This window comes from Burkholderia stagnalis, from assembly GCF_902830275.1.
In the GTDB taxonomy this organism is placed as follows: domain Bacteria; phylum Pseudomonadota; class Gammaproteobacteria; order Burkholderiales; family Burkholderiaceae; genus Burkholderia; species Burkholderia stagnalis.
This window is the reverse complement of record NZ_CADESW010000009.1, coordinates 138,084-155,560: the sequence shown is the minus strand read 5'-3', so window position 1 is coordinate 155,560 and position 17,477 is coordinate 138,084. Positions and strand designations below refer to the sequence as shown.

The 17,477-nt window shown below is 68.9% G+C and carries 16 protein-coding genes; 13 read left to right on the top strand and 3 right to left on the bottom strand.

Annotation, left to right across the window (positions count from 1 at the left end; translation table 11 throughout):
• Positions 1-89: 89 nt before the first annotated feature.
• Positions 90-2,153, bottom strand: coding sequence for a polyphosphate kinase 1 (gene ppk1, locus HWY45_RS17840; RefSeq protein WP_059811005.1), 2,064 nt, complete (start codon positions 2,151-2,153; stop codon positions 90-92).
• A gap of 274 nt (positions 2,154-2,427) precedes the next feature.
• Between ppk1 and ppx the strand changes: the two genes are divergently transcribed.
• A complete protein-coding gene (gene ppx, locus HWY45_RS17835; RefSeq protein ID WP_059566942.1) occupies positions 2,428-3,942 on the top strand; it encodes an exopolyphosphatase in 1,515 nt (504 codons plus the stop codon).
• Between the two features lie 37 nt (positions 3,943-3,979).
• Here ppx and HWY45_RS17830 read toward each other — a convergent pair whose 3' ends face one another.
• Both HWY45_RS17830 and HWY45_RS17825 read right to left on the bottom strand, forming a co-directional pair.
• A complete protein-coding gene (locus HWY45_RS17830) occupies positions 3,980-4,411 on the bottom strand; it encodes a hypothetical protein (protein ID WP_059566944.1) in 432 nt (143 codons plus the stop codon).
• A 168-nt stretch (positions 4,412-4,579) separates the two neighbouring features.
• Positions 4,580-4,951 (bottom strand): hypothetical protein, encoded by a 372-nt coding sequence (locus HWY45_RS17825; protein ID WP_150999003.1) that lies wholly within the window; start codon positions 4,949-4,951, stop codon positions 4,580-4,582.
• Between the two features lie 241 nt (positions 4,952-5,192).
• Between HWY45_RS17825 and HWY45_RS17820 the strand changes: the two genes are divergently transcribed.
• From HWY45_RS17820 to HWY45_RS17765, 12 genes are read left to right on the top strand one after another with little or no spacing between them, the layout of a single operon-like run.
• A complete protein-coding gene (locus HWY45_RS17820; protein ID WP_059885496.1) occupies positions 5,193-5,885 on the top strand; it encodes a beta-ketoacyl synthase chain length factor in 693 nt (230 codons plus the stop codon).
• A complete protein-coding gene (locus HWY45_RS17815) occupies positions 5,869-6,663 on the top strand; it encodes a lysophospholipid acyltransferase family protein (protein ID WP_059885498.1) in 795 nt (264 codons plus the stop codon). The genes HWY45_RS17820 and HWY45_RS17815 overlap by 17 nt, the downstream gene beginning before the upstream one ends.
• Positions 6,638-6,937 carry a phosphopantetheine-binding protein gene (locus tag HWY45_RS17810; protein ID WP_059885673.1) on the top strand — a complete coding sequence of 100 codons (300 nt, stop codon included), beginning with the start codon at positions 6,638-6,640 and terminating at the stop codon, positions 6,935-6,937. The genes HWY45_RS17815 and HWY45_RS17810 overlap by 26 nt, the downstream gene beginning before the upstream one ends.
• 3 nt (positions 6,938-6,940) lie before the next feature.
• A complete protein-coding gene (locus HWY45_RS17805) occupies positions 6,941-7,192 on the top strand; it encodes an acyl carrier protein (RefSeq protein WP_059566950.1) in 252 nt (83 codons plus the stop codon).
• Entirely contained in the window at positions 7,189-7,824 is a 636-nt protein-coding gene (locus HWY45_RS17800; protein ID WP_059885500.1) for a COG4648 family protein, read from the top strand. Before HWY45_RS17805 ends, HWY45_RS17800 begins: the two co-directional genes overlap by 4 nt.
• Positions 7,821-9,509: an ApeI family dehydratase gene (locus HWY45_RS17795; protein WP_059885502.1), complete on the top strand. Its 1,689-nt coding sequence runs from the start codon at positions 7,821-7,823 to the stop codon at positions 9,507-9,509. The genes HWY45_RS17800 and HWY45_RS17795 overlap by 4 nt, the downstream gene beginning before the upstream one ends.
• The gene (locus tag HWY45_RS17790) at positions 9,470-11,221 is read left to right on the top strand and encodes a glycosyltransferase family 2 protein (RefSeq protein WP_059885504.1); all 1,752 of its coding nucleotides are present in this window, start codon (positions 9,470-9,472) and stop codon (positions 11,219-11,221) included. Before HWY45_RS17795 ends, HWY45_RS17790 begins: the two co-directional genes overlap by 40 nt.
• Positions 11,208-12,794, top strand: coding sequence for an HAL/PAL/TAL family ammonia-lyase (locus tag HWY45_RS17785; protein ID WP_059885506.1), 1,587 nt, complete (start codon positions 11,208-11,210; stop codon positions 12,792-12,794). The genes HWY45_RS17790 and HWY45_RS17785 overlap by 14 nt, the downstream gene beginning before the upstream one ends.
• A complete protein-coding gene (locus HWY45_RS17780; RefSeq protein WP_059885508.1) occupies positions 12,791-13,219 on the top strand; it encodes an acyl-CoA thioesterase in 429 nt (142 codons plus the stop codon). Before HWY45_RS17785 ends, HWY45_RS17780 begins: the two co-directional genes overlap by 4 nt.
• Positions 13,210-13,881: an outer membrane lipoprotein carrier protein LolA gene (locus HWY45_RS17775; protein WP_059885511.1), complete on the top strand. Its 672-nt coding sequence runs from the start codon at positions 13,210-13,212 to the stop codon at positions 13,879-13,881. The genes HWY45_RS17780 and HWY45_RS17775 overlap by 10 nt, the downstream gene beginning before the upstream one ends.
• Positions 13,881-16,295, top strand: coding sequence for an MMPL family transporter (locus HWY45_RS17770; RefSeq protein WP_059885513.1), 2,415 nt, complete (start codon positions 13,881-13,883; stop codon positions 16,293-16,295). The genes HWY45_RS17775 and HWY45_RS17770 overlap by 1 nt, the downstream gene beginning before the upstream one ends.
• The gene (locus tag HWY45_RS17765) at positions 16,295-17,476 is read left to right on the top strand and encodes a beta-ketoacyl-[acyl-carrier-protein] synthase family protein (protein ID WP_059811011.1); all 1,182 of its coding nucleotides are present in this window, start codon (positions 16,295-16,297) and stop codon (positions 17,474-17,476) included. The genes HWY45_RS17770 and HWY45_RS17765 overlap by 1 nt, the downstream gene beginning before the upstream one ends.
• Position 17,477: the final 1 nt, after the last annotated feature.

Below are 17,477 nucleotides of genomic sequence, written 5' to 3'. Positions count from 1 at the left end.
AGCCGATAAGCAAAAAGCGCAGCCCTTGCACGGGCTGCGCTTTTTTTATGGGCGCGCGGTGCGAAGCCGCGCGGCACGCACGACGCGCGTCAGGTGCAGAACTTCGCGAGCAGCCCGAGCTGCGCGTTGCGCATCGTCTTGCCCGCGCGGCGGCGCCGGTAGTGGCCGTCGCTGTGCATCAGCCACGCCGACTGGTTGTCGCCGAGGAACACCGACAGGCCCTCCTGGATCACGCGGCGCTTGAGCTTGCGTTCGCGGATCGGGAACGCGACCTCGACGCGGCGGAACAGGTTGCGATCCATCCAGTCCGCGCTCGACAGGTAGACGTCTTCGGCGCCGTTCGCGTGGAAGTAGTAGATCCGGTGATGCTCGAGGAAGCGGCCGACGATCGAGCGCACGGTGATGTTGTCCGACAGCCCCGGCACGCCCGGCTTCAGCGCGCAGACGCCGCGCACGATCAGGTCGACCTTCACGCCGGCCTGCGAGGCCTCGTACAGCGCGGCGATCACCGACGGCTCGAGCAGCGCATTCATCTTCGCGACGATGCGCGCGCGCTTGCCTGCGCGCGCGTGTTCGGTCTCCGCGCGGATCGCGTCGATGATGCGCGGATGCAGCGTGAACGGCGATTGCCACAGCTCGTTCAGCGTCAGCTCGCCGCCGATGCCGGTGAGCTGCTGGAACACGTGGTGGACGTCCTCGCAGATCTTCTGGTCGGCCGTCATCAGCCCGAAATCGCTGTAGAGGCGCGCGGTGCGCGGATGGTAGTTGCCGGTGCCGAGGTGCACGTAGCGGCGCAGCGACGCCTTGCCGCCCCGCACGACGCGCCGCACGATCAGCATCATCTTCGCGTGGCACTTGTGGCCGACGACGCCGTACACGACATGCGCGCCGACGGATTCGAGCTGCGACGCCCAGTTGATGTTGGTTTCCTCGTCGAAGCGCGCGAGCAGCTCGACGACGACGGTCACTTCCTTGCCGTTGCGCGCGGCTTCCATCAGCGCGTCCATCAGCGGCGAGTCGGTGCCGGTGCGGTAGATCGTCTGCTTGATCGCGACGACGCTCGGATCCCGCGCGGCCTGCTGCAGCAGTTCGAGCACCGGCTGGAAGCTTTCGTACGGGTGATGCAGCAGGACATCGCCGGCGTCGATCGCGTCGAACATCGTCGGCGCATTCGCGATCGCCGGCGGAATCGACGCGTTGAACGGCGCGAACTTCAGGTCGGGCCGGTCGACGAGATCGGGAATCTGCATCAGCCGCACGAGGTTCACCGAACCGGTGACGCGGTAGCAATCCTTCTCGCTGAGGCCGCCTTCCTCGAGCAGGCGCCGCACGATGTGCGGCGGCGTGTCGGCGGACACCTCGAGGCGCACCGCGTTGCCGAGATGGCGCGCGGGCAGTTCGCCCTGCAGCGCGACGCGCAGGTTGGTGATTTCGTCTTCGTCGACGAACAGTTCGCTGTTGCGCGTGATGCGGAACTGGTTGCAGCTCTTCACGACGAGCTGCGGGAACAGCTCGCCGACGAAGCGCTGCATGAACGAGCTCAGCAGCGCGAAGCCGTGTTCGAAGCCCGACAGCGCGTGCGGCATGCGCACCACGCGCGGCAGCGCGCGCGGCGCCTGCACGATGCCCATCACGGCCTGGCGGCCGAACGCGTCGCGCCCTTCGAGCTCGACGACGAAGTTCAGGCTCTTGTTCAGCACGCGCGGGAACGGGTGCGCGGGATCGAGGCCGATCGGCGTCAGCACCGGCAGCAGTTCGTCGAGGAAATAGCGCCGCGCCCACTCGGTCTGCTCGTCGTTCCACGTGTCGCTGCTGTGGAAGTAGATGCCTTCCTGCTCGAGCGCCGGCAGCACCGTGTCGTGCAGCATCGTGTATTGCCGGTGCACGAGCCGCTGCGCGCGCTCGACGACGAGATCGTACGCGTGTTGCAGCGACATGCCGTCGGGCGTGATCGCGCCGGGATTGTCGCGAATCTGCTCCTGCAGGCCGGCCATGCGGACTTCGAAGAATTCGTCGAGGTTGCTGCTCGTGATGCAGATGAAGCGCAGGCGTTCGAGGAGCGGGACATTGGGATCGGCTGCCTGGGCGAGCACGCGCTCGTTGAAGTCGAGGATGCCGAGTTCACGGTTCAGAAGCGGATAGCGGACGGACATCGGCAAAGTAGGGGGCAGGTCGGGCGATGACTCGAAAGGACGCTCGGAAACTCTCACGATGAGATGACGTGCTGATGACGGTTGGCGTGATGCGTGAGCAAATTCTACGCCGTAATCCTTTCGTCTCATAAAAGTTTCGCCTATATACAATGCTGCGGTGTGCATGCCCGGCGAACGTGACACCGGCAAGCGTTCCACGCTTAAAATGTCGCCTTTGAATGACTGCCTCGCGGCGTGCGGATGCTGCGGGTGCGCGCGCACGGAGCCCCCTCTGATGGTTACAACCCCCCACTTGCTGGCTGCCGTGGATCTCGGCTCGAACAGCTTCCGGCTGATCGTCGGGCGCATCGAGGAAACGCCGGCGGGCAGCCAGATCTATCCGGTCGATGCGTTGCGCGAGCCGGTGCGACTGGCAGCCGGCCTGTCGCGCGACAAGATGCTCGACCGCGCGTCGCAGGAGCGCGGCTGGGAGGCGCTCAAGCGGTTCGGCGAACGGTTGCGCGATTTCCACCCCGATCACGTGCGCGCGGTGGCGACCAATACGTTGCGCGTCGCGAAGAACGCCGGCGAATTCCTCGTCGAGGCCGAAGCGGCGCTGGGTTTCCCGATCGAAGTGATCGCGGGGCGCGAAGAGGCGCGCCTGATCTATGCCGGCGCCGCGCATTCGGTGCCCGCGAGCGCGGGCAAGCGGCTCGTCGTCGACATCGGCGGCGGCTCGACCGAGTTCATCATCGGCTCGCACTACACGCCGCTCGTGATGGAGAGCCTGTACATCGGCTGCGTGAGCCATAGCCGCGCGTTTTTCCCGGCCGGCAACGTCGACGAATACACGATGCGGCAGGCCGAGCTCGCGGCCAAGCGCGAGATCCAGATCATCTCGAGCGAGTACAAGAAGGCGGGCTGGGACCAGGCGATCGGCTCGTCGGGCACGGCCCGCGCGCTCGCGGAGCTCGTCGAGGCGAACGGCTTCAACGATCCGGGCGTGACGCACGGCATCTCGCGCGGCGGGCTCGAGCGCCTGAAGCGCGCGCTGATCAAGTCGGAGAACGTCAACCGGCTGAAGCTCGTCGCGCTGAAGCCCGACCGCGTGCCGGTGCTCGCCGGCGGGCTCGCGATCATGCTCGCGGTGTTCGAGGAGCTCGGCATCGACTACGTCGACACGACCGACGGCGCGCTGCGTCTCGGCGTGCTGTACGACCTGCTCGGACGCTCGCAGCATGAGGACATGCGCGCGGTCACCGTCGAAGGCTTCACGCGCCGCTACGGCGTCGATCGTGCGCAGGCGGAGCGGATCGCCGCGCTCGCGGTGCGCTTCTACGACCAGTTGGGGGAGCCGGACGACGAGCGTCGCGAGGAAAGCCGGATGTTCGTCGGCTGGGCGGCGGCGCTGCACGAGATCGGCCTGTCGATCTCGCACAGCTCGTACCACAAGCATTCCGCATACATCGCGAGCAACGCGGACATGCCGGGTTTCTCGCGCACCGACCAGGCGCGCCTCGCGGCGCTCGTGCTCGGTCATGCGGGCAAGCTCGGCAAGCTGTCGCAGGCGCGCGAGGTCGAATGGCCGCTGCTGTTCTGCCTGCGCCTCGCCGCGCTGCTGTGCCGGCGCCGGACCGACGCGGGGCTGCCGGACCTGTCGGTGTCGCAGATGAAGAAGGGTGGGTACGAAGTGCGCCTGCCGAGCGCCTGGGTCGAGCAGAATCCGCTGACCGACTACAGCCTCAGCCAGGAGGCGGCCGAGTGGGAGAAGGTCGGCATCCCGTACCGCGTGGTGTATACGGGCGCGTGAACGGGCGGGGGCCGCTGGCGCCCCTCGCGCGGCGCACTCAGTCCGACGCGCAGACGATCGCGGTGAGGAACGGGAACGCGGCCTTCACGGTCGCGTCGCTGCCGGCCTTGCGCACGGCCGCCTCGACCGAGCTTTTGGTGCCCCGCACCACGACCCCGTACGCCCATTGACCGATCGGCGTGCCGCTGCCCTGGCGGAAGATCGGGTCGTCCGCCTGGTAGCCGAGCACGACGTAGACGCCGTAGCCGTATGCGGTCAGTTCGTGTTCGGTGTGAAACGCGTTTACCGAATTCGACTCGACGTGCATCGGCTCCGGCCGGATGTCGCCGGCGGCCAGCAGCGGCGCGACGAACTTGTGGCCGTTGGAATGGCAGTCGAGCGCGTCGTCGAGCGGCTTGGCGAAAGCGATGCCGGGCGCTGTCAGCGCCAGCAGCGCACCGATGAGGGCAGTCTGGAGAGCGTTTTTCATGCGTGGGTGTCGGTTGTTGCCGGCTATTATCGCGTGTTCGCGCGCAGGCCGTCGTGCAGGGCCGAACGCATGCGGGCAAGAAAAGGGTGGTGGATCGCTTCCTTTCGTGTGCGCACGGCGGCATGCCCGATCAATACAAAAATCATTCATTTGCCATACAAATAGCATTCACGCGGAATATGACGCAGCCTGGATGATCTTTTCATTCTTCATATTATTAATCGGAACGCTTCGGCCAATTTCATCGCTGTGAATCCCCCGCACCCGCATTAGGACTTTTTTGCGGTGCACCCTCAAGTTTTCACGAGCGATGCCGTTATCGTCATCGGATAAGGTTCGTGCGTCGACGCGCTGCGGCGCTTGCCCGCTTGTATTACGCGAGTGCGGGGAATTGACGCTTTGCAAAGTTGATTTCGGCCTCCTGGTCGATTTTTGCTCCTCGATTCGCGCATGAACGGAATGCGCGCCGGCCGCGGTCTGTTTCCTGTTCGTGTGTAATCGGGGTGTTCCGGCCGTATCGTCGAGCCGATGGTGAATCATTCACATTCGATCGGCTTTGCTAAACATGGTTAAAAGGCAGAAGTGGGCAACGCGGCGTTCGTTGATTTCATCGAGGTATCTGTTAGAATCCGCCGCGCACAGTGGTGTTCGGGAACTCTGTAATCCTGACGAGTCTGCGGCGATTTGCCAAATGAATCCACGGGAGCGGCGCGCATTCTGCGGGGCGGCGCGAATATCGAAATAACGACGCTTTCAAAAAAATACCTCAACGAGAACAACAATGGCCGATTTGCATTGGACCATGCCAATCGCCAGATGGACGTCGATTTCGACCACGGGGATGCCGAGCGTCGAATTTATCGATCCGATGGTGCGTCGCAGGCTGAGCCGGTTGTCCCGGCTCGCGTTGCAGGCAGCCCACGACTGTGTCGGGGAGCATGGCGCGCTGCGCGTGGTGTTCGCTTCTCGTCACGGCGAGCTGGCCCGCACGACCGGCATCCTCGAAGACATCAGTGCCGCGGAACCGATTTCCCCCACCGCATTCAGCCTTTCCGTCCTTAACGCCGCAAGCGGCGTGTTCGGCATCGCGCGTGGCGACCGGTCCCCCGCCACGGCGGTCGCCGCCGGGCCCGAGACTCTCGGCTATGCGCTGCTCGAGACGTTTGCGCAATGTGCGTCCGCGCCGTCGGCGCCGGTGCTGCTCGTCTACGCGCACGAACCCGCCGATCCGGTGTACGGCGCGCCCGACGACGATGCGCAAAGCGAAGCGCTGGCGATCCTGTTCGATGCCGGTTCGGCCGTCGGCCACCTGACGTGCGAAATGCGCGCGTCCGTCGCGGGGGATGCGGCGGGCATCGCGCCGGATCGCACGCAAAGCGCGGCGATCCGGCGTTGCCTGTCCGAGCGCGCGAATGCGGCGTGGCAGGGCGCCGATGCATCCTGGCGCTGGAGCTGGCATGACCGCGCGGCTTGACTACGGCTGGCGTCTCGTCGCAACCGGGATCAGCCTCGCGTTCTTCGCGGCGTGCGGCTGCGCGTTTTCGCTGGCGCTGATCGTCGGCGGCGCGCTGTGGCCGCACAAGCGCTCGCGTCAGCGCGCGGTGACGTTCGTCATTCATCATTTCTTTCGCATGCTCGTCGCCGTGTTGCAGCGGATCGGCGTGATGACGCTCGACGTGTCGGGCGCGCCGCGGCTGCGCGACGGCGGCCCGTCGATCGTCGTCGCGAATCACCCGACCTGGCTCGACGTGATGGTGCTGCTGTCGCTGACGCCGAAGGCCTGCTGCGTCGTCAAGCGGGGGCACTGGGGCAATCCGTGCTTCTGGGGCATCGTGCGCGCGGCCGAATACGTGAGCAATGCCGACGCGATCGAGCTGGTCGAGGCCGGCGCGCGGCAACTGGCGGCGGGCTACACGATGATCATTTTCCCGGAAGGCACGCGCAGCCCGGGCGCGAATCGGCTGCATGCCTTCTCGCGCGGCTTCGCGCACATGGCGCTGCAATCGGATCGCCCGATCCAGCCGGTGCTGATCGATTGCGATCCGCCGGTGTTCACGAAGGCGCTGCGCTGGTATCACGTGCCGCCGCGCGCGTTTCGCATGCGTATCGACGTGCTCGAGCCGATCGAACCGGGCCGGCTGTGCGGCGAGCCGACGTCGTCGTCGCTCGCGGCACGCGGGATCGCGCACGCCATCGAGACGCACATCACCCAACACCTGTTTCAACATGGATACTTTAAAGCTGCAAATTAAGCGTCTGCTGATCGACATGCTCGACCTTCACGACATGACCGTCGACGACATCGACGACGATGCGCCGCTGTTCTCGACCGACGGCATCGGGCTGGATTCGGTCGATGCGCTGGAAGTCGGGATCATGCTGCGCAAGCAGTTCAACCTGACGATCGCCGCGAACGACGAATCCACGCGCGCGCATTTCCGCTCGGTCAACACGCTGGCGGCATTGATCGCTGGTCAGCAGGCGAACCAGGAATCGAACAAAGCCGTCATGGCAAAAGGGGAGTGACTCGTGACCGACGCAGAAATCCTTGAGCGTATCCGCGCCATCTTCAACGAGAACTTCGCGATCGAGCCGGCGCGCGTGACGCCCGACACGCATCTTTTCGAGGAACTCGATCTCGACAGCATCGATGCGGTCGATCTCGCCATCAAGCTCCAGGAACTGACGGGGCAGCGCATCAAGCCGGAAGAATTCAAATCGGTGCGCACCGTCGGCGACGTGATCGCCGCCGTTCACACGCTGCTCGCGCGCGGTCGATGACCCCGCTGGCGCGCGATCGCGCGACCGATTCCGCGCTGCTGCGCCGGGCGGCCTTCGCGGCGCGGGTGGCGCTCATGCTCGCCTATCCGCTCGTGATCCTGCTCGCCTGGCGCGGCCTGGCGCCGCGTCAGGCCGGTTGCATCCTGGTGGCGCTGCTGTGGCTGCAGCGCTGGGTCGGCAAGGGCCCGCTCGCGGCGGCGCTCCGGCGGCTTTCGCGGCTGGACTGGTGCGTGGCGGCCGCGTTGACCGGCATCTCGCTGGCGATGGCCGTGACCGACAGCGAAACGCTGCTGCGCCTGTATCCGGCGTGCGTCAGCGCGGGCCTTCTGGCCGCGTTCGGTGCGACACTGGTTCGCGGTCCGTCGATGATCGAACGGTTCGCGCGCGTCAGCCATCCCGATCCGGGGCCCGCGATCGTGCAGTACACGCGGCGCGTCACGCAGGTCTGGTGCGCGTACTTCATCCTGAACGGCGCGTTCTCCGTCTATACCGCGCTCTGCTGGAGCCGCGACGCGTGGTCGCTGTACAACGGCGCGATCGCGTATGCGCTGATCGGCGCGTTGCTGGCGGGCGAGTGGATCTGGCGGCAACTGTTCGTGATGCCGCGCCGACACGGAGCGACGACCGCATGATCGCGCTGCACGAGCTGCTGTCCGCGGCCGCGGATACCCGCGCCGTCGTCTGTCGCGACGGCGATGCCAGTCTCACGCTCGCGGCGTTTCGATGCCGCGTCGATGCGGTGGCGCGGGCGATCGAATGCAGCGGCGCGCACCGCGTGGCGATCTGCACCGACGATCCCTATGAATTCGCGTGTGCGTTCTTCGCCGTCGCGGCGAGCGGATGCGAAACGGTCATTCCCGCCAGCGCCGCGCCCGGTTATCTGGGCGAGCTCGCGGCGGCATACGACCTGCTGCTGGACGACCGCACGCTGGCGGCGTGCGCGGACGGCGACCGGACGCGCGAGCCGTCCGCCGCAGCCCGTGCGATCGCCGCCGACGCCCCCATCACGCTCTACACGTCGGGCAGCAGCGGCAGCGCGAAGCCAGTGCGCAAGACGCTGGCGCAATTCGATGCGGAAGTCCGCACGTTGCAGCGCGAGTGGGGCGCGCGGGTCGGCGGCGCGGTGACGCTGTCGAGTGTCCCGCATCACCATATCTACGGGCTGCTGTTCAGGATTCTGTGGCCGCTCGCGACGGGGCGCGCATTCGATCGCGCGCTGTCGTTCGAACCGTTGCAGCTGCAGGATCGGCTGGCCGCCTATGGCGGCGGCATCGTGGTGTCGACGCCGTCGCAACTGATGCGCTGGCCGCTGCTGCCGGGGTTCGCGGCGCTGTCGCCGGCGCCGTGCGTGTTCTTCTCGTCGGGCGGGCCGCTGCCGATGGATGCCGCGATGCCCTACGCGGACGCATTCGGCGAGGCGCCGCTCGAGATCTTCGGCAGCACGGAAACCGGCGGCATCGCATGGCGTCGACAGGACCTGACGTCGGCATGGCGACCGATGGCCGGCATCGAGGTGCGTTGCGACGACGGCGCGCTGAGCGTGCGCTCCGCGCATCTCGGCCACGACGCGTGGCACCGGACCGACGACGCGGCCCGCTTCGACGACACCGGCTGCTTCGAACTGACGGGCCGCCGGGATCGCATCGTCAAGCTCGACGGCAAGCGCGTCTCGCTGCCGGAAGTCGAGGCGCGCATCGTCGCGCATCCGTTCATCGCGCAAGCGACGGCGACGATCATCGACGGCACGTCGCGCGCGCGGATCGGCGTGGTGGCCGTGCCGAGCGACGCGGGCCGCGCCGCACTCGAGGCCGACGGACGCATCGCGGTGGCCGCGGCGCTGCGCCGGGATCTCGGCGCCTATCTGGATCCGGCAGCGCTGCCGCGTCACTGGCGCTTTCGCGTGGCGATGCCGTTCGATGCGCGCGGGAAGCTGCCGGCGACGGCGATCGCCGGCGCATTTGCGCCGACGCCGGAAGGTTTCGAATTGCTGGCCGAATGGCGCGACGCGGACGAATGGCATGCCGAGTTGCGCGTGCCGCCCGATCTCGTGCATTTCGACGGCCATTTTCCGGGCTTGCCGATTCTGCCCGGCGTCGTGCAGGTCGACTGGGCGACGCGGCTTGCGATGCGCAACATCCCCGCGCTGCGCGCGGTCCGGTCGATCGACCAGCTGAAGTTCAAGGCGCCGGTGCCGCCGGGCGCGGTGCTCGCGCTGCGTCTCGCGCACGATGCCGCGCGGCGGCGCGTGCGGTTCGCGTTCCGGCGCGGCGAGCGCGAATGCACGTCCGGCACGTTCGTCTACGGGGAGGCGGCGTGACGGTCGACGCGTGCATCGTCATCCCGATCTACAACCATCGCGACGCGATCGGCGGCACGCTCGCGCGTCTGTCGGTGCACGGGTTGCAGGTGATCGTGGTGGACGACGGCAGCGACGCGCCGACGCAGCAGACGCTCACCGCGCTGGCGCAACGCCACGCCGCGTGGATGAAGCTGGTCCGCCTGCCCGTCAACGGCGGCAAGGGCGCTGCCGTGATGGCCGGGCTGCGCGCGGCGCGCGCCGACGGCTATACGCACGCGATCCAGATCGACGCGGACGGCCAGCACGATGCCGCCGACGTGCCGGCGTTCGTCGCGGCCGCGCAGGCTGCGCCGGACGCGGTGATTCTCGGCCGGCCGCTGTTCGACGAAAGCGTGCCGAAGGCGCGCTTGTATGGCCGTTACCTGACGCATGTATGGGTGTGGATCGAAACGCTGTCGCTCGACATCGCCGACGCGATGTGCGGATTCCGTCTGTATCCGCTCGACGCCGTTTGCCGGCTGATCGATTCGGTGTCGATGCCCACGCGCATGGATTTCGACAGCGAGATCCTGGTTCGCCTGCACTGGCGCGGCCTGGCGTTCCGCACGATCCCGACGCGCGTGGTGTATCCGGCCGATGGCCTGTCGCATTTCGACGTGCTGTGGGACAACGTGCGCATCAGCGCGAGCCATACGCGGCTCGTCGCGGGGATGCTGGCGCGCGCGCCGCTGCTGCTCGCGCGCAGGCTCGTGCGGGTATGCCGCGGCGGGGCGGCGAAGACGCCCGCGCGATCGTGGTGGCGCATGCCCGAGCGCGGCAGTCGCGCCGGCATGGCGCTGCTCGCGCTCAGCTGCCGCTGGTTCGGCACGCGGATCACGTCCGCCTGGCTGTACCCGATCGTCGGCTACTTCGTGCTGACCCATCGAGCCGCGCGCGTCGCGTCGCACGGCTATTTCGCGCGGCTCGGGCACGCATGCCCGGCGCGCGCGCTGCCGAAGCCCGGCTGGGGCACCGCCTACCGCCACATGCTGACGTTCGCGCAAGCGGGGTTCGACAAGTTCGTCGCGTGGTCGGGGCGCGCCGATCGCCTGCGGGTGCGTTTCGACGACGCCACGGCGTTCGACGCGCTGGCAGCGAGCGGGCGCGGCGCGCTCGTGATCGGCGCGCATCTGGGCAACCTGGAAATGACGCGCGCGCTGGCGTTGCGCGACGCGCATACGAAAGTCACCGCGATCGTCTACACCGAACACGCGAAGCGCTTCAACAGCGTGCTGTCGCAGGCGAATGCGGAATTCGCGAAGCAACTCGTCGAGGTCGCGGATTTCGGCCCCGAGACCGCCATCATGATGCAGTCGCGCATCGACGCCGGCGAACTGCTCGTGATCGTCGGCGACCGCGTGCCCGCGCACGACGCCGGCAAGACCGTCGATGCACGCTTTCTCGACGCGAACGCCGCGTTCGCGCAGGGGCCCTACGTGCTCGCCCACGCGCTCGGCTGCCCCGTCTACCTGTTCTTCTGCCTGAAGGAGGGCGGCGAATACCGCCTGTACTTCGAACCGTTCGCCGAACGCATCGACCTGCCGCGCCGCGGCCGCGCCGCGCACGTCGCCGAATGGGCGCAGCGCTATGCGGCGCGGCTCGAACACTATTGCCGCAAGGCTCCGTATCAATGGTTCAATTTCTTCGATTTCTGGGCACGCCCCGATGGAGGTCCGCATGACCGCGCATGACACGAGGGAGGCGGACGCCGTGGCCGCGCGCGCGGCGCCCATGCCGGCCGTCGTGATCGGCGGCCGGCACCTGTCGATCGAGGACGTGATCGCGATCGCGTGCCGCGGCGCAGGCGTCGCGCTGAGCGATGCGCCGGCCTGGCGCGCGCGCATCGAGCGCGGCGCGGCCTGGCTGCGCGACTATCTCGCGAGCGGCGGGACCGTCTACGGCGTGACGACCGGTTATGGCGACGCGTGCGTGGTCGACGTGCCGGCCGCGCTCGTCGAAGCGCTGCCGCTGCAACTGACGCGCTACCACGGGTGCGGCATGGGCGCATGGTTCGACGCGCAGCAGACGCTCGCGATCGTGGCTGCCCGGCTCAATTCGCTGGCCTACGGTTACTCGGGCGTGCGGCTCACGCTGCTCGAGCGGCTGGCCGACCTCGTCAACCACCGCATCCTGCCGCGCATTCCGTCCGAAGGGTCGGTCGGCGCGAGCGGCGACCTGACGCCGCTGTCGTACGTGGCGGCCGCGCTCGCGGGCGAGCGCACGGTGCTGTTCGAGGGCAACGAGCGCGCGGCGGATGCAGTGTGGCGCGCGCTCGGCCTGGAGCCGCTGACGCTGGCGCCGAAGGAAGGGCTCGCGCTGATGAACGGCACGGCGGTCATGACGGGGCTGGCGTGCCTCGCGTTCGCGCGCGCCGACAACCTGACGCGCATCGCCGCGCGCCTGACCGCGCTGACCACGGTCGCGCTCGACGGTCGCGCGACGCATTTCGACGCGCTGTTGTTCGAAGCCAAACCGCACGCGGGGCAGGCCGAAGCGGCGGCGTGGATTCGCGCGGACCTCGCGGGCCGCGACGAGCTGCCGGGGCGGCGCCTGCAGGATCGCTACTCGGTGCGCTGCGCGCCGCACGTGATCGGCGTCGTGTGCGATGCGCTGACGTGGGTGCGCCGCGATGTCGAGAACGAGCTGAACAGCGCCAACGACAATCCGCTGATCGATCCGGACGGCGGGCGCGTGCTGCATGGCGGCAACTTCTACGGCGGCCATATCGCGTTCGCGATGGATGCGCTGAAGACGGCGGTCGCGAACCTCGCCGACCTGATGGACCGCCAGCTCGCGCTGCTCGTCGACGACAAGTTCAGCAACGGGCTGCCGCGCAACCTGACGGGCGCGACGCCGGAGCGCGCGCCGATCAATCACGGCTTCAAGGCGGTGCAGATTTCCACGTCCGCGTGGACTGCCGAAGCGCTCAAGCACACGATGCCGGCGAGCGTCTTCTCGCGCTCGACCGAAGCGCACAACCAGGACAAGGTCAGCATGGGGACGATCGCCGCGCGCGATTGCCTGCGCGTGCTCGAACTGACCGAGCAGGTCGCGGCCGCGCACGTGCTCGCGACGGTCCAGGCCGTGCGCCTGCGCATGCGCGCCGCGCCGGATACGCAGCTGTCGGCGTCGCTGCGCGCATTCGTCGACGACGTGAACCGGCTGTCGCCGCTCGTCGTCGAGGATCGTCCGCTCGAGGCCGAGCTGCGCGCGCTGACCGCGCGGATCGCGGCGTGCGAGCCGATCGGCGCGGAGGCCGCATGAGCGCGACCCGGACGATGCCGACGGCGACGGCCTGCGTCGAAGTGCCGTTTCACGATGTCGACGCGATGAACGTCTGCTGGCACGGCCATTACCTGAAGTATTTCGAAAGCGGCCGCGCGGCGCTGCTGCGCGCGATCGATTACGACTATCCGGCGATGCAGGCGTCCGGCTATCTGTGGCCGGTGGTCGAGGCGCACCTGAAGTACGTGCGGCCCGCGACCTACGGCCAGCAGCTTCGCGTGCGCGCGACGCTGCTCGAATTCGAGAATCGCCTGAAGATCGGCTACGAAGTGTTCGACGGCGATTCGGGCGAGCGCCTGACGAAGGGCTATACGGTCCAGCTCGCGGTCGATGCGACGACGCACGAAACGCAGTTCGTGTCGCCGCCGGCGTTGACGGAGCGGGTGGAGGCGCAATGGGCGTGACCTGGCAGCGTCGCTGGGCGGCCGCCGTGTTCGGCATGATCGTGGCGACCGGCGCTTGCGCACAAACGGCCTCCGACACGGCCACGCCGCCGACGGCCGCGCATCGGGCGAACCCGGCGCTCGTCTCCGAGGTCGCCGCGCGGCTGGCGCGCGGCGGCACGATTCGCGCCGACTTCACGCAGACCCAGACGCTGGCGGCGATGACGCGGCCGCTCGTCAGCACCGGCTCGCTGCTGTTCGACCGGGCGTCGGGCGTGGTCTGGCGCATCGACACGCCGTACAAGGCGACCTACGTGATCACCGACGGCGGCGTGCGCGAAGTCGGCGCGGACGGGCAGCTCGTTCGCGCGCGCGGAGACGCGCGCGGCGTCGCACAGGTGTCGCGGATGATGCGCGGCATGCTGGCGGGCGACCTGTCGGGCCTGTACGCGCAGTTCGACGTCGACGCGAGCGGCACGCCCGAACGCTGGCGCCTGACGCTGCGGCCGAACCAGCCGCAGCTTGCGCAGGCGATCCGCACGCTGCAGATGACGGGCGGCGCGTACCTGAAGACCCTCGGCATGACGTTCGCGAACGGCAATGTCACGACGCTCGAATTCGCCGGGACGGCGCGCGTCGACGCGCCGGCGCCGGCCGAGCGCGCGTGGCTGGAGGCCCGCTGATGGAGACGGCGCGCGACGCGCTCGCCGTATCGGCGAGGCGCCCGAGGGTCTGGCTGCTGCGGGCGGCATGGCTGCTGGTCGCGTTGGCCGTCGCCTGCTATTGCGCGTGGCGATTCGCCGGGCCATCGCCGCTGCAGACCAATCTGCTCGCGCTGCTGCCCGCGACCGAAGCGAACCCGGTTGCCGAGAAGGCGGTGGATGCGCTGAGCGACGCGCTGGGCGGCCGCACCGTGTATCTCGTCACGGACGCCGACGCGCTGCGCGCGAAGTCGGCCGCGAAGGCGTTCGGCCGACGGCTCGAGCGCAGCGGCGCATTCCGCTCGGTGACGGTCGAGGTGCCGCCGTTCGACCTGTCGCAGATCGCGGCGACCTATCAGCCGGCCCGTTTCGGCCTGTTGACGGACGCGGATCGCGCTTCGCTCGCGCGCGCCGATGCGCCGTTGTCCGACCTGCTCGCGAAGCGGCTGTACAGCCCGCCGATCGACGGTTTGCCGACCGCCGTCGCCGACGATCCGTTCGGCTGGCTGCAGCACTGGCTGGCCGGCCTGCCGCTGGCGGCATCGAACCTGGCGCTCGAGGACGGCATGCTGGTGTCCCATCGTGAAGGTGCGACGAGCGTGCTCGTGCTGGCGTCGCTCGACGGCTCGGCCTACGAGACGAAGGTGCAGCAGGCGGTGCGGCACGCCACGTCCGACGCCGAGGCCGCGCTTGCGGACGGTTTTCGCGGCGTGCGGGTCGATCGCGCCGGCGCGGTGTTCCATGCCGACGCGGCGCGCACGAGCGCGGAACGCGAGGTGCACGTGATCGGCGCGGTGTCGCTGGGCGGGATTGCGCTGCTGCTGCTGGGCGTGCTGCGTTCGCCCCGGCTGCTCGTGCTGGCGTTCGTGTCGACCGCGTTCGGCATCGTCTGCGCGCTCGCCGCGACGATGCTGCTGTTCGGCAAGCTGCACCTGCTGACGCTGGTGTTCGGCGTGAGCCTGATCGGCGAGGCCGTCGACTATTCGATCCAGTATTTCGTCGTGTACCTGTCGAGCGGCGCGACGTGGGATGCGCGGCGCGGCGCGGCCGCGGTGCGTCCCGCGCTGGCCGTCGCGCTGGCGACGAGCCTGCTCGGGTACGCGATCCTGATGTGGGTGCCGTTTCCGGCGCTCAAGCAGATCGCGACCTTCGCGATGGTCGGCATCCTCGCGGCATTCGCGGCAGTGCTGGGCTTTCTGCCGCTGATGCTGACCGATGCGCCGAAGCGCACCCCGGCGCGGCTGTTCGCCCGTGTCGCGCGCATGCTCGCGGGGTGGCAGGCGGCGATGGGGGGCCGGCGCGCGCTGCTGGCCGCCGGGCTGCTCGTGCTCGTCGCGGTGCCGGGCTGGCTCAGGCTGACGAGCGACGACGACGTGCATCTGCTGATCCAGCGCGACCCCGATCTCGCCCGCCAGGAGCGCGCGATTCGCGATGCGGTCGGGCTGGCGAACACGTCGCAGTTCTTCGTCGTGCAGGGCCCGACGCCGGAACACGTGCTGCAGCGTTCCGAGGCGCTGGCGTCGGCGCTGGACGCGCTCGACGGCGCGCAGCAAGCGGGCGGCCTGCAGTCGATCTCGGCGTTCGTGCCGTCCGCCGAACGGCAATCGCGCAATCGCGCAGTATTGGCGGCGCGCGTGTTTGCCGATCGCGACGCATTGCGGGCGACGCTCGCGCACGCCGGCTTCCGCGACGACGTGGCCAACGCGTGGATCGATGCGTTCGCGCGCGACGCGCGCGCGACGCTGTCGGTCGATGCATGGCTCGCGGCCCGCTGGTCGACCCCGTTCCGCCACCTGTGGATGGGCCGGATCGACGGGCGCGAGCCGGTGTATGCGGCGCTGGCGATTCCCGGCCGGGTCGACGCGTCGAACCTCGCGTCGCTCGAGGCGCTCGCGCGGCGCGTTCCCGGCGTCACCTTCGTCGACAAGGCCGCGAGCGTATCGAGACTGTTCGGCGCCTATCGCGTCGACAGCGCGCTGTGGCTGGCCGGTGCGCTCGTCGTGGTCGCCGCGCTGCTGTGCTGGCGCTATGGCGTGCGCGGCGGCATCGCGACGACGCTGCCGGTCGTATTCGCGATCGGTCTCGCGCTCGCGGTGTTCGGCTACCTGCGCGTGCCGCTGACGCTGTTCAACTGGCTCGCGCTGATGCTGGTGCTCGGCGTCGGCGCGAACTACGCGGTGTTCCTGCGCGAAGGCTGCCAGCGCGACGCCGCGAATCTCGGCGCGGTGTGGAGCGGCGTGCTGCTGTCCGCCGCGACGACGCTGCTGTCGTTCGGAATGCTCGGCGTGAGCGCCATGCCCGCGCTGCGCAGCTTCGGCACGACGCTCGCGATGGGGATCGTGTTCGCGGTGCTGTTCGCGCCGCTCGCCGCGCCAGCCCGCAAGGAAATCCACTGATGAAGCAGGAATCGGTTTATCTGCATGCGCTCGGCATGGTCAATGCGCTCGGCGGCAACGTCGACGAGATCGCCGGCGCGTTGCGCGACGGCGTGTCGCCGGGCATGGGGCATGCGTCCGCCGACGGCGGCGACGCATTTGCCGGGCGCGTATTGACGCCGCTCGACATCGCGCCGCCCGACGCGCTCGCGCATTTCGACTGCCGCAACAACCGCCTGTTGCTGGCGGCGCTCGCGCAGGTCGCGTCCGCCGTCGAGGCGGCGGTGGCGCGCTACGGGCCGGCCCGCGTCGGCGTCGTGATCGGCACGAGCACGTCGGGCATCCGGGCGGCCGAGGAAGCGTTCGCGCATCGCGCCGCCACCGGCGCGATGCCGGCCGCATTCGACTACCGGCAGATGGAAATCGGCACGGCGGCGCCGTTCGTGAAGGCGGCCCTCGGCCTGGCCGGGCCGGCCTATACGCTGTCGACGGCCTGCACGTCGAGCGCGAAGGCGTTTGCCGCCGCGCGCCGCCTGCTGCGGCTGCGCCTCTGCGACGCGGTCGTCGTCGGCGGCGCGGATTCGCTGTGCGAGCTGACGATGCAGGGTTTCGCGTCGCTCGAATCGGTCAGCCCGGCGCGCACCAATCCGATGAGCCGCAACCGCTGCGGGATCAACGTCGGCGAAGGCGCGGCGGTGTTCGTGATGCGCCGCGACGAGGGCGAGATCCGGCTGGCGGGCGTGGGCGAATCGAGCGACGCCCACCACATTTCGGCACCCGACCCGGAAGGCAGCGGCGCGGAGATGGCATTGCGCGAGGCGATCGCCGACGCCGGCGTGACGCCGTCCGCGATCGGCTACGTGAACCTGCACGCGACCGCCACGCGCCACAACGACGCGATGGAAGCGCGCGTGATGGCGCGCGTGTTTCCGGACGGCGTGCCCGCGAGCGGCACCAAGCCGCTGACGGGGCACACGCTGGGGGCGGCCGGCGCGACCGAGCTGGCGTTCGCATGGCTGGCGCTTGCGCGCGACATCGCGCTGCCGGTGCACGTGTGGGACGGCGAGGCCGATCCGGCCCTTCCGTCACTGGATCTCGTACGGACGTCGCGCCGCCTGGGCGGCGACGGACGGGGGCAATACGCGATGAGCAATTCGTTCGCATTTGGCGGCAGCAATGCCAGCCTGGTTCTGGGGCGCTGAC

What these genes read in the sequence shown, in the direction of transcription:
- HWY45_RS17825 (WP_150999003.1), bottom strand. Translation starts at nt 4,951, where the DNA reads ATGATTCACCATCGGCTCGACGATACGGCCGGAACACCCCGATTACAC.
- HWY45_RS17810 (WP_059885673.1), top strand. Translation starts at nt 6,638, where the DNA reads ATGGATACTTTAAAGCTGCAAATTAAGCGTCTGCTGATCGACATGCTC.
- HWY45_RS17770 (WP_059885513.1), top strand. Translation starts at nt 13,881, where the DNA reads ATGGAGACGGCGCGCGACGCGCTCGCCGTATCGGCGAGGCGCCCGAGG.
- HWY45_RS17765 (WP_059811011.1), top strand. Translation starts at nt 16,295, where the DNA reads ATGAAGCAGGAATCGGTTTATCTGCATGCGCTCGGCATGGTCAATGCG.
- HWY45_RS17820 (WP_059885496.1), top strand. Translation starts at nt 5,193, where the DNA reads ATGGCCGATTTGCATTGGACCATGCCAATCGCCAGATGGACGTCGATT.
- HWY45_RS17790 (WP_059885504.1), top strand. Translation starts at nt 9,470, where the DNA reads ATGCACGTCCGGCACGTTCGTCTACGGGGAGGCGGCGTGACGGTCGAC.
- ppx (WP_059566942.1), top strand. Translation starts at nt 2,428, where the DNA reads ATGGTTACAACCCCCCACTTGCTGGCTGCCGTGGATCTCGGCTCGAAC.
- HWY45_RS17775 (WP_059885511.1), top strand. Translation starts at nt 13,210, where the DNA reads ATGGGCGTGACCTGGCAGCGTCGCTGGGCGGCCGCCGTGTTCGGCATG.
- HWY45_RS17780 (WP_059885508.1), top strand. Translation starts at nt 12,791, where the DNA reads ATGAGCGCGACCCGGACGATGCCGACGGCGACGGCCTGCGTCGAAGTG.
- HWY45_RS17785 (WP_059885506.1), top strand. Translation starts at nt 11,208, where the DNA reads ATGACCGCGCATGACACGAGGGAGGCGGACGCCGTGGCCGCGCGCGCG.
- HWY45_RS17795 (WP_059885502.1), top strand. Translation starts at nt 7,821, where the DNA reads ATGATCGCGCTGCACGAGCTGCTGTCCGCGGCCGCGGATACCCGCGCC.
- HWY45_RS17800 (WP_059885500.1), top strand. Translation starts at nt 7,189, where the DNA reads ATGACCCCGCTGGCGCGCGATCGCGCGACCGATTCCGCGCTGCTGCGC.
- ppk1 (WP_059811005.1), bottom strand. Translation starts at nt 2,153, where the DNA reads ATGTCCGTCCGCTATCCGCTTCTGAACCGTGAACTCGGCATCCTCGAC.
- HWY45_RS17830 (WP_059566944.1), bottom strand. Translation starts at nt 4,411, where the DNA reads ATGAAAAACGCTCTCCAGACTGCCCTCATCGGTGCGCTGCTGGCGCTG.
- HWY45_RS17815 (WP_059885498.1), top strand. Translation starts at nt 5,869, where the DNA reads ATGACCGCGCGGCTTGACTACGGCTGGCGTCTCGTCGCAACCGGGATC.